The sequence below is a fragment of the Thermomonas alba genome (genome assembly GCF_022419205.1).
Taxonomy (GTDB): domain Bacteria; phylum Pseudomonadota; class Gammaproteobacteria; order Xanthomonadales; family Xanthomonadaceae; genus Thermomonas; species Thermomonas alba.
In genome coordinates this window covers 306,132-320,203 of sequence record NZ_JAJOZU010000003.1, presented here as the reverse complement: position 1 = coordinate 320,203, position 14,072 = coordinate 306,132, and the positions used below count along the sequence as shown (strand labels likewise).

Below are 14,072 nucleotides of genomic sequence, written 5' to 3'. Positions count from 1 at the left end.
CCTCAGCCCTTCTTCTTGTTGCTGGCGACGGCATCCAGCACATCGGCCAGCTGCATCGCCTCGTGCTCCATGTCCACGATGTAGCCGGCGATGCGGCTGCGGAAATGGCGGTGGAAGACCAGCGCCGGGATCGCCACGACCATGCCCGTGGCGGTGCACACCAGCGCCTTGCCGATGCCCCCCGCCAGCTGGTTGGCATCGCCGATGCCGTGGTCGAGGATGCCGAGGAACATCTGGATCATGCCGACCACGGTGCCGAACAGGCCCAGCAGCGGGCCGGCGGCGGCGATCGTGCCGAGTGCGTTCAGGTAGCGCTCCATCCGGTACACCAGGTGGCGGCCCACATCCTCGACCCGCTCGCGCATCACCTCGCGCCCACGCCCGCGCACGTCCAGCTGCGCCGCCAGGAGTGCGCCCAGCGGCGAAGTCGCGCGCAGCGATTCAATGTGCGCAGGTTCCAGCGGCTTGCCGCCCCCAACCCATTCGCGCACTTCCTCGCCCAGGCCCGGCGGCAGCACGCGTTCGCGACGCAGGCTCCAGAAGCGCTCGAGGATGATGGCCAGCGCGGCCACCGCCAGCAGCAACAGCGGGATCATCGGCCAGCCACCAGCCTTGATCAGTTCCAGCACGGGTCGCTCCTTTCGGCCTTCATGGCCGCGAAAACTCCGGCGCGTAGCATAGCCCAGCCATCTGCCCACGCCGGCGCACCGCATCCCATAGCCGCGGTTGCGCGCGGCGCTGCTCGCGCAGCTGCACGCCCGTCGCCGTCAGCCAGACCCGGATCGCGCCCGAGCGCGCGCTATCCAGCACCTCGGTCCCTGCCCCGCACCAGCGCCTTACCACCTCCCCACGCGGATGGCCGAAGCGGTTGTCGGCCCCGGAGGACACCAGCGCCAGGCGCGCACCGGTGGCCGCCACGAACTCCGGCGCGGAGGAGCCGGCGCTGCCGTGGTGCGGGACCACGACCACCGTGCTGGCCACGGCCTGCGGCTGTTCGCGCAGCAGTTTGCGCTCCACATACCCCCCGATGTCGCCAGCGAGCAGCGCGCTGGCATGGGCGGTTTCGATCCGCAGCACGCAGGCCGCCTCGTTGCCCAGATATGGGAACCCCGGCCCCGGATGCAGCACGCGGAAGCGCACGCCGTCCCACTGCCATTGCTGGCCCGCCAGGCAGGGCGCATCGCCGCGCGCCGGGCTGCCCTCGGGCGCCAGCACCCGCGGCAGTGGAAACGCCGCCGCCACCGCCTCGCGCCCACCGGCATGGTCGTTGTCGCCGTGGCTGATGATCGCCAGATCGAGGCGGCGCACGCCCAGCGCATGCAGGGCCGGCACCACCGCGCGCTCGCCGGCGTCGAACCCGTCCGCCTGCGCCGGCCCCATGTCGTACAGCAGCGCGTGCCCGGCGGTGCGCACCAGCACCGCCAGGCCCTGGCCGACGTCGATGACCACCAGTTCCGCCTCGCCCGGGGCCGGCAGCTCGCGCGGCGGGAGCAGCAGCGGCAGCCACAGCAGCAGACCCAGCCAGCGCGCGGGCAGCCCGCGCGGCAGCAGCAGCCACAGCGCCCCGAGCAGGGCCAGCGGCAAGGCATACCAGCGCGCCTGCGGCAGCCAGGCCAGCGCCAGCGGGCTATCCGCAATGGCGGCCAGCAGCGGCCACGGCAGGTCGAAACAGGTGGCCGCGGCCTGCCAGCACCACGCGCCCCAGCCCGCGTGCAGGACCTCGGCCAGCACCCCCAGCAGGCTCAGCGGCACCACCACCAGGCTCCACCACGGCACCGCCACCCCATTCGCCAGCGGCCCCGCCAGCGAGGCCTGCCCGAACAGCACCACGCACAGCGGCAGCAGCCCCAGGCTCGCCACTCCCTGCGCTTTGAGGAAGCCGCCCAGCAGGCCGCGCCAGCCGCGGCCATCACCCTCCGGCAGGCACCACAGCAGCCAGGCCACCCCGGCGAAACTGAGCCAGAAGCCGGCCCCGAGCACAGCCAGCGGGTCCAGCGCCAGCAGCACCCAGACGCCCAGCGCCAGCGCATCGGCCATCCCCAGCCGTCGCCGCAGCCAGCGCGCGAGCACCAGCACCGCAATCATCACCGCGGTGCGCAGGGTGGGTACCGCCATCCCGGTCAGCAGCGCGTACCCGAAGGCCCCCAGCACCGCCCCTGCCCCGGCCGCGAACGGCCGCGGCCGCCAGCGGCAGAGCGGCGGCCACAGCCACCACAGCGCGCCCGCCAGCAGCGCGCAGAATCCCGCCACCAGCCCGACATGGAAGCCGGAAATCGCGATCAGGTGGGTCAGCCCGGCCGCACGCAGGCGCGTCCAGTCGCGGGTGTCGAGCGCGCGGGTATCGCCCAGCGCCAGCGCCTGCACGTAGCGCGCGGAAGGCCCGGGCACCGCCGCGGCGATGCGCTCGCTCATGTCCTCGCGCCAGGCGTCGATCCCGGCCGGGGCGGCCAACTGCCGCGCCGTCGCCGGTTTCTGCAGGGTACCGGTGGCGGCGATGCGCGCGCCCAGCGCGTACATCTCGGCATCGCCGCCACCGGGGTTGCGCAGTCCGCGCGGGGCGCGCAGGCGTGCCTGCAGCACCCAGCGGCTGCCGGCGCGCAGCTGCAGACGCGGACGCGGGTCGTCCTCGTACCAGGCCAGGCGCAGGCGCTGGCCGCGCAGCGCCGGCGGCAGCGTGGCCGCATCGTCAAGCTGGAACAGGAACCGGGTTCGGCGCGGCTCGTGCACCGGCAGGTCGAGCACCTGCCCCTGCAGCCGGACTACCTGCCCCTGCAGCGACGCCGGCAGCTGCGCCGCCAGCACCACGGTGGCTTGCAGGCCAGCATAGGCCAGGCCGAGCAGGAATCCGCCAACCAGGCGTGCGATGCCGCCCCGCAAGAACAGACCCAGGCCCATCACGCCGACAACGGCCAGCAATGGCCAGCGCGGCAGCGACGGCAGCGCCAATACGGCACCGACCCCGGCCAGCAGCATCGCGGCGCTGGCCGGCCCGAACGGGGCCACCGGGATCGCCGCAATCCCTGGCCATGACCAGCGCGGGAGTGGCAATGCCGTGGGGGATGCCGGGGCCGCGATCGGGGATGCCATGGCGGCAGTCTCGGCCGTGGCCATCCGCGCGTCGCTCGGCGGATGACGCGCGTCGGGGTCGGGGTTTTCTTGCCGCGCCCGAAGGCAGCGAGGCTTACACCTCGGAATGCGCCAGCGGGCGCAGGCGTCCCTCGTGCAGCTCCAGCACCCGGTCCAGCCGGCGCGCCAACCCGCGGTCGTGGGTCACCAGCACCAGGCTGGTGCGCTGCGCGCGGTTGAGTTCGAGCATTTGCGCGAACACCTGCGCGGCAGTTTTCTCATCCAGGTTGCCGGTGGGCTCATCGCCGAGCACGCAGGCCGGCTTGTTGACCAACGCGCGCGCCACCGCAGTGCGCTGACGCTCGCCGCCCGACAGTTCGCCCGGCTTGTGCTGCAGGCGTTGCCCCAAGCCGACGGCCTCCAACATCGCGCTGGCACGCTGGCGCGCCACTTCCGGCGACTGCCCGGCCAGCAGCACCGGCATCATCACGTTTTCCAGCGCGGTGAACTCCGGCAGCAGATGGTGGAACTGATAGACGAACCCCAGCGCGCGGTTGCGCAGGCGGCCACGCGCGGCGTCCGACAGCGCGCTCATCTTGTGCCCGGTCACGTACACCTCGCCAGCGGTGGGTACGTCCAGCCCGCCCAGCAGGTGCAGCAGGGTGCTCTTGCCTGCCCCGGACGCGCCGAGGATGGCCACCGTCTCGCCCGCATGCACGCAAAAATCGAGACCGTCGAACACCGGCGTATAGAGCCTGCCTTCGGCGTAAGTCTTGCCGAGATTTTCGGCGCGGATCACCGCCTGCATCGCCTCACTCATAGCGCAGGGCCTCCGCCGGAGCCGTGCGCGCCGCGCGCCAGGCCGGATACAAGGTGGCGATGAAGGCCATCGTCAGCGCCACCAGGACGATGACGACCACATCCTGGGTCTGCATGTCAGTCGGCAATCCGGTGATGTAGTACACGTCTTCCGGCAGCAGCTGCACCCCCAATAAGGATTCGATCGCCTGCAGGATGCGGTTGAGGTTGAGGGTGAGCAGGATGCCGCCGATCACGCCGGCCACGGTGCCGATGATCCCGATCAGGCTGCCCTGCACCATGAACACCCGCATCACCTGCCCCGGGGTCAGGCCGAGGGTGCGCAGGATGGCGATGTCAGCCTGCTTGTCGGTCACCAGCATCACCTGCGAGGACACCAGGTTGAACGCGCCCATCGCCACGATCAGCGACAGCAGGATGCCCATCACCGTCTTTTCCATCTTCAGCGCGCGGAACAGATTGGCGTTGTCCTGGGTCCAGTCGCTCACCCGATACGGCCCCTTCAGCTTCAGCGCCAGCGCGCGCGCCACGTCGAAGGCCTGGTCCATGTCATGCAGCTTCAGGCGCACCCCGGTCACGCCCTCGCCCATCCGCAGCAAGCGCTGGAGGTCGGCCAGGTTGACGACCGCCAGGCCCTTGTCGAACTCGTTGTAGCCGGCCTCGAAGATGCCGCTGACCCGGAACCGCTTCATGGTCTGCACCCCGCCCACCGGGGTGCTGCGGAAATCGGCCAGGGTGACGATCACATCGTCGCCCACCGACACCCCCAGCCACAGCGCCAGCTCCTTGCCCAGCACGATGTTGAAACTGCCGGGCGTGAGCTGCGCCAGCGTGCCCTGCACCATCTTCGCCGGCAGCACCGACACCTTGCCTTCCTGCGCCGGGTCCACCCCGCGCAGCATCGCCGGCTGGTTGCTGGCACCGGAAATCAGCGCCTCCTTCTCGATGTAGGGCGCGGCCCCGGCCACCCGCGGGTCGGCCATCGCCACCTGCACCGCATGCCGCCAGTCCTGCAGCGGCTGGCCGTAGCCGCTGACGGTGGCGTGCGCGGCCATGCCCAGCATGCGATTGCGGATCTCCTTCTGGAAGCCGCTCATCACCGCCAGCGTGGTGATCAATGCCGTGACGCCCAGCGCGATGCCGAGGATCGACGCCAGCGAGATGAACGAGATGAAGCCGTTGCGGCGCTTGGCGCGCAGATAGCGCAGGCCGATGGCGACAGGAAGCGGTCTGAACATCGCAATCCTTGGCAGAAAGACGCTTATCCTGCCACCGATCCTGGATCCGCGGCAGGCGCCAGCCGCCGAATCGCCAGCTGCAGTTCACGCCGACCCGCGGCGCCGAGCTGATCCGGCCAGAACAGCCGCCATGTCCAGCACCCGTCTGCCCGCTGCCAGCCGACGAAGGTCAGCGGCCCGCGCACCCGCACGCGCAGCGCGCGCAGCAACTGACCATCGCAACGCATGCTGCCGGTGGCAGGCATGATCTCCACTACGCAGCCTGGCAAGCGCCGATAGCGGCGCAGCTGCGCGCTTGCGCCCGCGACCACCAGCAGCGCGCCCGGCCAGGCCAGCGCGACGGGCAGGTCGCAAGCCAGCACACAGAACACGCCCAGCGCGGCCAGGCCGGCCAATGCGGCCTGGCCCAGGCGAGAGGGCCGCCATTCAAACCGGCAGCTGGCGGATGTGCTGGATGAGCGCGGCGAGGTCGGCATCGGGCGGGGTCTCGTGGCCGAGGAACCAGCGCCAGAGTCTGTCGTCTTCGGTATCCAGTAGCCGCAGGAACACTTCGCGCTCGTGGGTCGGACTTTGCCGCCACCGGCGCTCCAGCCAGCGCTCGAGCAGCTGATCCAGCTCGCGCATGCCACGCCGGCAGCGCCAGCGCAGTTTGCGCAGCTCGGCCTCGTCGTCCGGCGCCTGACTCATCACATCCGTCCTCTCACCCTATGCGCCGTGCCGGCTCAAGCCTGCATCTCGCCACGCCGGATGCGGTGGTGGATCAGCAGCGCCACGAACGTGCTGATCGCGCCCGAGAGCAGGTAGGCGCCGAGGAAAGCCAGCCCGAAGTTGGCGCACAGCCACAGTGCCACCAGCGGGGCGAAGGCGGCGCCGATCAACCAGGCAAAATCGGTGCTGAGCGCGGCGCCGGTGTAGCGATAGCGCGCGCCGAAGTTGCGGGTGACCGCGCCGGAGGACTGCCCATAGGACAGCCCCAGCAGCAGGAAGCCAATCAGGATGAAGGCATCCTGGGCGAGCTTACCGCCCCCCAGCAAGGTCGGCGCGAAACCGCTGAACATCGCGATCGCCAGCGCCAGCCCGCCCAGGGTGGGAATCCGCCCGAAGCGGTCGGCGATCACGCCCGAGGCCAGCACCCCACCGATGGCGATGAAGCCCCCCAGCACCTGCAGCCACAGCAGATCGACGATCGACTGCCGTTCGAACAGCAGCCACCACGACAGCGGAAAAATGGTGACGATGTGGAACAGCGCATAGCTGGCCAGCGGAGCGAAGGCGCCGATCACCACGTGGCGGCCCTTGACCTCGATCAGCTCGCGCAGCGGCACCGGCTCCAGCTCGCTCTGATGCATTTCCCGCTCGTATTCGCGCGTGACCACCAGGCGCAGGCGCGCGAACAGCGCCACCACGTTGATGGCGAAGGCGGCGTAGAACGGATAACGCCAGCCCCAATCGTAGAAATCCTCCGGACCCAGGCTGGCGAGCAGGTAGGCGAACAGGGCCGCGGCCACGATGAAGCCCACCGGCGCCCCCAGCTGGCCGAGCATGGCGTACCAGCCGCGCCTGTGCTTGGGCGCGTTGATCGCCAGCAGCGAGGGCAGCCCGTCCCAGGAGCCGCCCATCGCCATGCCCTGCAGCATCCGCAGCAACGCCAGCAGGACGATGGCCGCGCTGCCCAGCGTGGCATAGCCCGGCAGGAAGGCGATCCCAGCGGTGGCGATTCCCAGCATGAACAGCGCCACCGTGAGCTTGGTGCCGCGGTCCCAGCGCCGCTGGATCTGCATCGACAGCACCGTGCCCAGGGGACGCACCACGAATGCCAGCGCAAAGATGGCGAAGGAATACAACGCGCCGGTCAGCGCGTCGGTGAACGGGAAGAACACCTTGGGAAATACCAGCGCCGAGGCGATGCCATACACGAAGAAATCGAAGTTCTCGGAGGCGCGGCCGATCACCACGCCGACCGCGATCTCGCCCGGGGCCACATCGTGGCTGGCTTGACGGCCGTGGTCATGGTCGGTAGCAGTGGAGAGCTGGGCAGACATGAGCTTTTCCTGAATGCGGATGTGCGCCAGGCACGGAACACCGCTATCAAACCATAGGTGATGCGTTTTGTCCTTGCGATAGGACAAAACGTCCAATCGTCTTCATGCGCAGCTGACGTTAAAGTGTGCGCCGACTCCCCCAAGTCGATTCTCGCCAACCATGCCCAAGCTCTCCCGTGCCGCGTGGCTGCTGCCCGCGCTGCTGGCCGTTTCCGGCTGCGCACGCACCGTCGTGCTCGATCCCTCCGGCGACGTCGCCCGCCAGCAAGGTCAACTGATCGTCGTCGCTACCGCGCTGATGCTGATCGTGATCGTGCCGGTGATCGCGCTCACCCTGTTCTTCGCCTGGCGCTACCGCGCCTCCAACCGCGCCGCCAAGTACACCCCGGACTGGGACCACTCCACCCAACTGGAACTGGTGATCTGGGGCGGCCCGCTGCTGATCATCCTGGCGCTGGGCGCGATCACCTGGATCACCACCCATACCCTCGACCCCTACCGCCCGCTGGACCGCATCGCGCCCGGCAAGCCGGTGCCAGCGGACGTCAAGCCGCTCGAAGTGCAGGTGGTCTCGCTGGACTGGAAGTGGCTGTTCATCTACCCCGAGCAGGGGGTGGCCGCGGTGAACGAGCTGGCCCTGCCGGTGGATCGCCCGGTGCGCTTCAAGCTCACCTCATCCAACGTAATGAACGCGTTCTACATCCCCGAGCTGGCCGGCATGATCTACACCATGCCCGGCATGCAGACCGAGCTGAACGCGGTCGCCAACAAGCCGGGCAAGTTCGTTGGCTTCTCCTCCAACTACAGCGGCGCCGGGTTCTCCTGGATGCGCTTCGCCGTGCACGCCACCGACGCTGCCGGCTTCGACGCCTGGGTGGCAAAGGCCCGCGCCAGCGGCAGCGCGCTGGATCGCGCCACTTACCTGCAGCTGGAGAAACCGAGCGAGCGCGAGCCCGTTCGCCTGTTCGCGCACGTCGACCCGACCCTGTACGACGCCGTCCTGAACCGCTGCGTGGATCCGAGCCGGATGTGCATGCACGAAATGATGGCGATCGACGCCACCGGCGGCCGGCGCGCCGCCGACAGCGGCATGGCCGTGCTGCGCGAGCGCAGCCGCGGCGATCTGCGCGGCCGTCCTTATGTCCCCGGTGCCACCTGCACCGCCGACGAGGTCAAGCCCGCCGCGTGGACCCTGGCCCTGCGCGCTCCCTGATTCTTCGTTTCTGAAATGACGATCATGACCCCCACCCCTTCCCCCGATCCCTACGCCAGCGTCTCGCCCTGGCTGGGCAAGCTCAGCCTGGCGGCGATCCCGTATCACGAGCCGATCCTGGTCGCGACCTTCATCGGTGCCAGCCTCGCCGCGTTGACGGTGCTGGCGCTCATGACCAAATACCGCCTGTGGGGCACCTTCTGGCGCGATTGGGCCACCAGCATCGACCACAAGAAGATCGGCATCATGTACATGGTGCTGGGTCTGGTGATGCTGCTGCGCGGCTTTGCCGACGCACTGATGATGCGCGCTCAGCAAGCGATCGCCTTCGGCGACAACCTCGGCTATCTGCCGCCGCATCACTACGACCAGATCTTCACCGCGCACGGCGTGATCATGATCTTCTTCGTGGCCATGCCGTTCATCACCGGGCTGATGAACTACGTGGTACCGCTGCAGATCGGCGCGCGCGACGTGGCATTCCCGTTCCTGAACAACTTCAGCTTCTGGATGACCACCGCCGGCGCGATGCTGGTGATGATCTCGCTGTTCGTGGGTGAGTTTTCCAAGGCCGGCTGGCTGGCGATGGCGCCACTTTCTGGGATCGACTACAGCCCCGACGTAGGCATGGACTACTACATCTGGGCGCTGCAGATCGCGGGTGTGGGGACCACGCTGTCGGGCATCAACCTGATCGTGACCATCATCAAGATGCGCGCGCCGGGCATGAGCCTGATGAAGATGCCGGTGTTCACCTGGACCTCGCTGTGCTCGAACATCCTGATCGTGGCCAGCTTCCCGGTGCTGACCGCGGTGCTGGCGATGCTGACGATGGACCGCTACATCGGCACCAACTTCTTCACCAACGACCTCGGCGGCAACCCGATGTTGTACGTGAACCTGATCTGGATCTGGGGCCATCCCGAGGTCTACATCCTGATCCTGCCGCTGTTCGGCGTGTTCTCCGAAGTGGTGTCCACCTTCACCGGCAAGCGCCTGTTCGGCTATAGCTCGATGGTGTACGCGACCGTGTGCATCACCATCCTGTCGTACCTGGTGTGGCTGCACCACTTCTTCACCATGGGCTCGGGCGCCAGCGTGAACTCGTTCTTCGGGATCACCACCATGATCATCTCGATCCCGACCGGCGCGAAGATGTTCAACTGGCTGTTCACCATGTACCGCGGCCGCATCCGCTTCGAGGTGCCGATGCTGTGGACGATCGGCTTCATGGTGACCTTCACCGTGGGCGGCATGACCGGCGTGCTGCTGGCGGTGCCGCCGGCCGACTTCGTGCTGCACAACTCGCTGTTCCTGGTCGCGCACTTCCACAACGTGATCATCGGCGGCGTGGTGTTCGGCGTGTTCGCCGGCATGTACTACTGGTTCCCGAAGGCGTTCGGCTACAAGCTCGATCCATTCCTCGGGAAGGTTTCGTTCTGGTTCTGGTTCCTGGGCTACTGGTTCGCGTTCACCCCGCTGTACGTGCTGGGCCTGATGGGCGTCACCCGCCGCATGAGCCACTTCGACGACCCCAGCCTGCAGCCGTGGTTCATCGTGGCCGCGTTCGGCGCGCTGCTGATCGCATTCGGCATCGCCGCGTTCCTGCTCAACCTGTTCGTCAGCTTCCGCAAGCGCGAGCAGCTGCGCGACGTCACCGGCGACCCGTGGGATGGCCGCACCCTGGAATGGTCCACTTCCTCGCCGCCGCCGGCCTACAACTTCGCCTTCACCCCGGTGGTGCGCGACAACGATGCGTGGTGGGACATGAAACAGCACGGCTACAAGCGCCCGCAGAGCGGCTTCCTGCCGATCCACATGCCCAAGAACACCGCCGCCGGCGTGGTGCTGGCTGCGATCAGCCTGGTGCTGGGCTTTGCCCTGGTCTGGCACATCTGGTGGCTGGCGATCGCCTCGTTCGTGGCCCTGGTCGGCGCCGCCATCGTGCACACCTTCAACTACCAGCGCGACTTCTACATTCCGGCCGCCGAAGTGGCCGCGACCGAAGCTGCGCGCACCCAGCAACTTGCCAACGCCCATGTCTGACGCAACCCTCTCTGACGCGACCCTGCTGCCCGCGAGCGGCCGTCCGGCCGACCCCACTGCGGCCTTTCTCGACCTGAAGGGGCAGCACCATCCGGAGAACGGCTCGCTGCTGGGCTTCTGGATCTACCTGATGAGCGACCTGCTCATCTTCGCCTGCCTGTTCGCGACCTTCGGGGTCCTCGGCCGTAGCTACGCCGCTGGTCCCTCCGGCGCCGAGCTGTTCGACCTCGAGCTGGTGGCAGTCAACACCGCGCTGCTGCTGCTGTCGTCGATCACCTACGGCTTCGCGATGATCGCAATGCAGGCCGGCAGCAAGCGCGGCGTGCTCGGCTGGCTGGCGGTCACCGGCCTGCTCGGCGCGGCTTTCGTGAGCCTGGAACTCTACGAGTTCCTGCACCTGATCCACGAGGGCGCAGGCCCGCAGCGCAGCGCGTTTTTGACTTCGTTCTTCGCGCTGGTCGGCACCCACGGCCTGCACGTCAGCTTCGGCATCGTCTGGCTGCTGACCATGCTGGTGCAGGTGGGCCGCTTCGGCCTGACCAGCGCCAACCGCCGGCGCCTGCTGTGCCTGTCGATGTTCTGGCACTTCCTGGACCTGGTCTGGATCGGCGTGTTCACCTTCGTTTACCTGATGGGCGTGCTGCAATGAGCCAACATCCGCATTCCTCCCACGAGCACCACGACGACCACGGCGCCCCGCACGTTCATTTCAGCCTGCGCGGCTATGTCACCGGTTTTCTGCTGTCGGTGATCCTGACTGCGATCCCGTTCTGGCTGGTGATGGACAAGGTCATTCCCAGCGCGACCATCACCGGTATCGTGCTGGTGGCGTTCGCGGTCGTGCAGATCCTGGTGCACATGGTGTATTTCCTGCACCTCGACGCCCGTTCGGAAGGCGGCTGGAACCTGCTTTCGGTGATCTTCACCGTGATCTTGGTGGTGATCCTGCTGGCCGGCACCCTGTGGGTCATGTACCACATGAACGCCAACATGATGCCGATGAGCGCGCACGGCGCGCAGATGGTGGACTGACGCGGGGGTTGCCGATGCACGCAAATCGCTGCGGCCGGATTGCGTTACTGGCGCTTCTGGCCGTCTGCGGCATCGGCTTCATCGCGCTGGGAATCTGGCAGGTGCAGCGCCTGCACTGGAAGCGTGCGCTGATCGCACGGGTCGAGCAGCGCGTGCATGCCCCGCCCGCGCCTCCTCCGGCTCCCGCCGCATGGCCCCGCGTGAGTGCAGAGCGCGACGAATATCGACATGTGGCGCTGCAAGGCCGCTATCTGCAGGGAAAAGACACCCTGACCCAAGCCACCACCGAACTCGGCGCCGGGTACTGGGTGCTGAGCCCGCTGCAGTTGGCCGATGGGACGCTGATCCTGGTCAATCGCGGCTTCGTGCCGCAAGGGCTGCGCCCCCCGCCGCCTCCCTCCGGCCTGGTCCAGGTACGCGGCCTGCTGCGCATCAGCGAACCGGGCGGCGGATTCCTGCGCGTCAACCGACCCGCCGAGGATCGCTGGTACTCACGTGACGTGACCGCCATCGCGCAGACGCGGGGCCTGCGCAACGTCGCGCCCTACTTTGTGGACGCCGAGGCGAGCGACGAGCCTTCCGGCTGGCCACGCGGCGGATTGACGGTCATTCATTTCCGCAACCAGCACCTGCAGTACGCGCTGACCTGGTTCGTGCTCGCAGGCATGGCGCTATGGGGCGTCTGGCGCCTGCTGTCCGAGCAGCGCCAAATGCGGCACCATGCCCCTGATGGCAGCCCCTGATCCCACCCGCGCGTCCTACCATCGTGGCCATCGCCGCGCGGATTGGCGCGACACGGCACGCGGCAAGAACATGCAGCAGCTGCAGCAGCTGCGCTGGATCGCGATCGGCGGCCAGCTGCTGGCGATCCTGGTCGTGCACTTCGGCATGGACATTCGCCTGCCGCTGGCGCCGATGCTGCTGGTGCTGGCCGGGCTGTGCCTGTTCAACCTCGCCGCGCCGCTGTACTGGCGGCGTCTGCACCACGTCCGCCAGCGCCACCTGCTGCTGTCGCTGCTGGTGGATGCCGCTGCCCTGACCATCCTGCTGCATTTGGCCGGCGGCATCGCCAACCCGTTCGTGTTTTTGTACCTGCTGCAGGTCGTGCTGGCAGCGATTCTGCTGCGCCCGCGCGCGCGCTGGCTGATGGTGGCGGTGACCAGCTCCTGTCTATTGTGGCTGGCCCTGACTCCAAGCCCGGTGCGCCTGGCCGCGCATCCCGATGCCGGCCTGGCTGACCGCTATGTGCAGGGCCTGCTGCTGTGCTTCGTGCTGGTGGCCGCGCTGCTGGTGGTGTTCATGGGCCGGATCGGAGAGATCCTGCGCGCCCGCGACGCGCGCCTGGCCGCGCTGCGTCAGCGCGCAATCGAGGAGGAACACATCGTGCGAATGGGCCTGCTGGCCACCGGCGCCGCGCATGAGCTGGGCACCCCGCTGGCCACCCTGGCCGTGATTCTCGGCGACTGGCAGCACCTGCCGCACTTCACGTCCGATCCTGAGCTGCTGAACGACGTGGTCGAGATGCAGGCGCAAGTCTTGCGCTGTAAAGCCATCGTGCGCGGCATCCTGCAATCGGCCGGTGAACCCCGTGGAGAGGCGCCACACCTGACCGATCTGCGCACATACGTAGACACCCTGGCCCAGGAATGGCGCCAGCGCACCCAGGACCGGCTGGCCCTGGACAACCAGCTGCAGCCGGGCATTACCATCATCGCAGATCCGGGCCTGCAGCAAATGCTGTTCAATGTGCTCGACAACGCACAGGAAGCCTCGCCCGGCCAGGTATCGCTGACCGCTACCCTGGGGTCGGATACCCTGGTATTCACCGTGGAGGACATGGGCCCGGGGTTTCCGCCGGAGGTACTCGAGCGCCTGGGCAGCCCCTATCTTTCCAGCAAGCAGACGCCCGGGCGCGGCCTGGGCTTGTTCTTGTCGATGAACGTGGCGCGCACCCTGGGGGGCAAGATCAGCGCCAGCAATCGGCCCGAAGGCGGCGCGCGTGTACAGATACGCATCCCCCTGCAGGCCGTGACTCACGATTCGGAGGCCCCATGACCGAAGCCAGTGCTCGCAAGCTGCTGCTGATCGAAGACGATGCCTCCTTCGCGCGCACGCTCGCCCGCTCGTTCGAACGCCGCGGCTACGAGGTCCGCACCGTGCCCAGCCTGGAAGCGCTGCAGGCCATGCTGGCCGATGATGCGTTCTCCCCCACCCACGCCGTGGTCGATCTCAAACTGGCGGGTGGCAGTTCGGGGCTGACCTGCGTCAAGGCCCTGCACGCCCACGACCCCAACATCGTGATCGTGGTGCTCACCGGCTACGCCAGCATCGCCACTGCGGTGGAAGCGATCAAACTCGGCGCCCGCCACTATCTGGCCAAGCCGTCGAATACCGACGATATCGAAGCGGCGTTCGCGCGCGAGCAGGGCGATCCGGATGCGGCGCTGGGAAGCCGCCAGACTTCGATCAAGACGTTGGAGTGGGAGCACATCCACGAAGTCTTGGCCGCCACCGGCTTCAACATCTCGGAAGCCGCGCGTCAGCTCGGCATGCATCGGCGCACGCTGGCACGCAAGCTGGAAAAACGGCATGTCAAGTAAGGACAGAAATGCAAAG

The 14,072-nt window shown here is 68.1% G+C and carries 14 protein-coding genes; 7 read left to right on the top strand and 7 right to left on the bottom strand.

The genetic code is table 11. From position 1 onward, the window contains the following. Positions 1–2 precede the first annotated feature (2 nt). The 7 genes from ML342_RS06375 to ML342_RS06345 all read right to left on the bottom strand — a co-directional run bounded on the left by ML342_RS06375 (position 3) and on the right by ML342_RS06345 (position 7,165). Positions 3–629, bottom strand: a complete 627-nt coding sequence (locus tag ML342_RS06375) for a MotA/TolQ/ExbB proton channel family protein (protein ID WP_338064994.1) — start codon at positions 627–629, stop codon at positions 3–5. Positions 630–648: 19 nt separating this feature from the next. After that, positions 649–3,087 (bottom strand): DNA internalization-related competence protein ComEC/Rec2, encoded by a 2,439-nt coding sequence (locus ML342_RS06370; RefSeq protein ID WP_240126199.1) that lies wholly within the window; start codon positions 3,085–3,087, stop codon positions 649–651. Positions 3,088–3,181: 94 nt separating this feature from the next. Next, positions 3,182–3,886, bottom strand: a complete 705-nt coding sequence (gene lolD, locus ML342_RS06365) for a lipoprotein-releasing ABC transporter ATP-binding protein LolD (protein WP_240126198.1) — start codon at positions 3,884–3,886, stop codon at positions 3,182–3,184. Next, positions 3,879–5,123 carry a lipoprotein-releasing ABC transporter permease subunit gene (locus ML342_RS06360; RefSeq protein ID WP_240126197.1) on the bottom strand — a complete coding sequence of 415 codons (1,245 nt, stop codon included), beginning with the start codon at positions 5,121–5,123 and terminating at the stop codon, positions 3,879–3,881. Before ML342_RS06360 ends, lolD begins: the two co-directional genes overlap by 8 nt. Positions 5,124–5,146: 23 nt before the next feature. Continuing rightward, positions 5,147–5,518 (bottom strand): hypothetical protein, encoded by a 372-nt coding sequence (locus ML342_RS06355; RefSeq protein WP_240126196.1) that lies wholly within the window; start codon positions 5,516–5,518, stop codon positions 5,147–5,149. Positions 5,519–5,549: 31 nt separating this feature from the next. Continuing rightward, complete coding sequence (locus ML342_RS06350) at positions 5,550–5,810, bottom strand: FAD assembly factor SdhE (RefSeq protein WP_240126195.1); 261 nt, start codon at positions 5,808–5,810, stop codon at positions 5,550–5,552. 35 nt (positions 5,811–5,845) lie between these two features. Further along, positions 5,846–7,165, bottom strand: coding sequence for an MFS transporter (locus ML342_RS06345; RefSeq protein ID WP_240126194.1), 1,320 nt, complete (start codon positions 7,163–7,165; stop codon positions 5,846–5,848). Positions 7,166–7,325: 160 nt separating this feature from the next. On the opposite strand from ML342_RS06345, the gene cyoA reads away from it, so the two are divergent. Genes cyoA through ML342_RS06310 form a run of 7 tightly spaced genes read left to right on the top strand, consistent with a single transcriptional unit; the run spans position 7,326 to position 14,056 of the window. Further along, positions 7,326–8,378: a ubiquinol oxidase subunit II gene (cyoA, locus tag ML342_RS06340; RefSeq protein WP_240126193.1), complete on the top strand. Its 1,053-nt coding sequence runs from the start codon at positions 7,326–7,328 to the stop codon at positions 8,376–8,378. Positions 8,379–8,402: 24 nt separating this feature from the next. Continuing rightward, a complete protein-coding gene (gene cyoB, locus ML342_RS06335; protein ID WP_240126192.1) occupies positions 8,403–10,424 on the top strand; it encodes a cytochrome o ubiquinol oxidase subunit I in 2,022 nt (673 codons plus the stop codon). After that, a complete protein-coding gene (gene cyoC / locus ML342_RS06330) occupies positions 10,417–11,073 on the top strand; it encodes a cytochrome o ubiquinol oxidase subunit III (RefSeq protein ID WP_240126191.1) in 657 nt (218 codons plus the stop codon). The genes cyoB and cyoC overlap by 8 nt, the downstream gene beginning before the upstream one ends. After that, entirely contained in the window at positions 11,070–11,456 is a 387-nt protein-coding gene (gene cyoD / locus ML342_RS06325) for a cytochrome o ubiquinol oxidase subunit IV (RefSeq protein WP_240126190.1), read from the top strand. Before cyoC ends, cyoD begins: the two co-directional genes overlap by 4 nt. Before the next feature lie 14 nt (positions 11,457–11,470). Continuing rightward, the gene (locus ML342_RS06320; protein ID WP_240126300.1) at positions 11,471–12,199 is read left to right on the top strand and encodes an SURF1 family protein; all 729 of its coding nucleotides are present in this window, start codon (positions 11,471–11,473) and stop codon (positions 12,197–12,199) included. Further along, entirely contained in the window at positions 12,186–13,511 is a 1,326-nt protein-coding gene (locus ML342_RS06315; RefSeq protein ID WP_240126189.1) for an ATP-binding protein, read from the top strand. The genes ML342_RS06320 and ML342_RS06315 overlap by 14 nt, the downstream gene beginning before the upstream one ends. Beyond that, the gene (locus tag ML342_RS06310) at positions 13,508–14,056 is read left to right on the top strand and encodes a response regulator transcription factor (protein WP_240126188.1); all 549 of its coding nucleotides are present in this window, start codon (positions 13,508–13,510) and stop codon (positions 14,054–14,056) included. The genes ML342_RS06315 and ML342_RS06310 overlap by 4 nt, the downstream gene beginning before the upstream one ends. Positions 14,057–14,072: the final 16 nt, after the last annotated feature.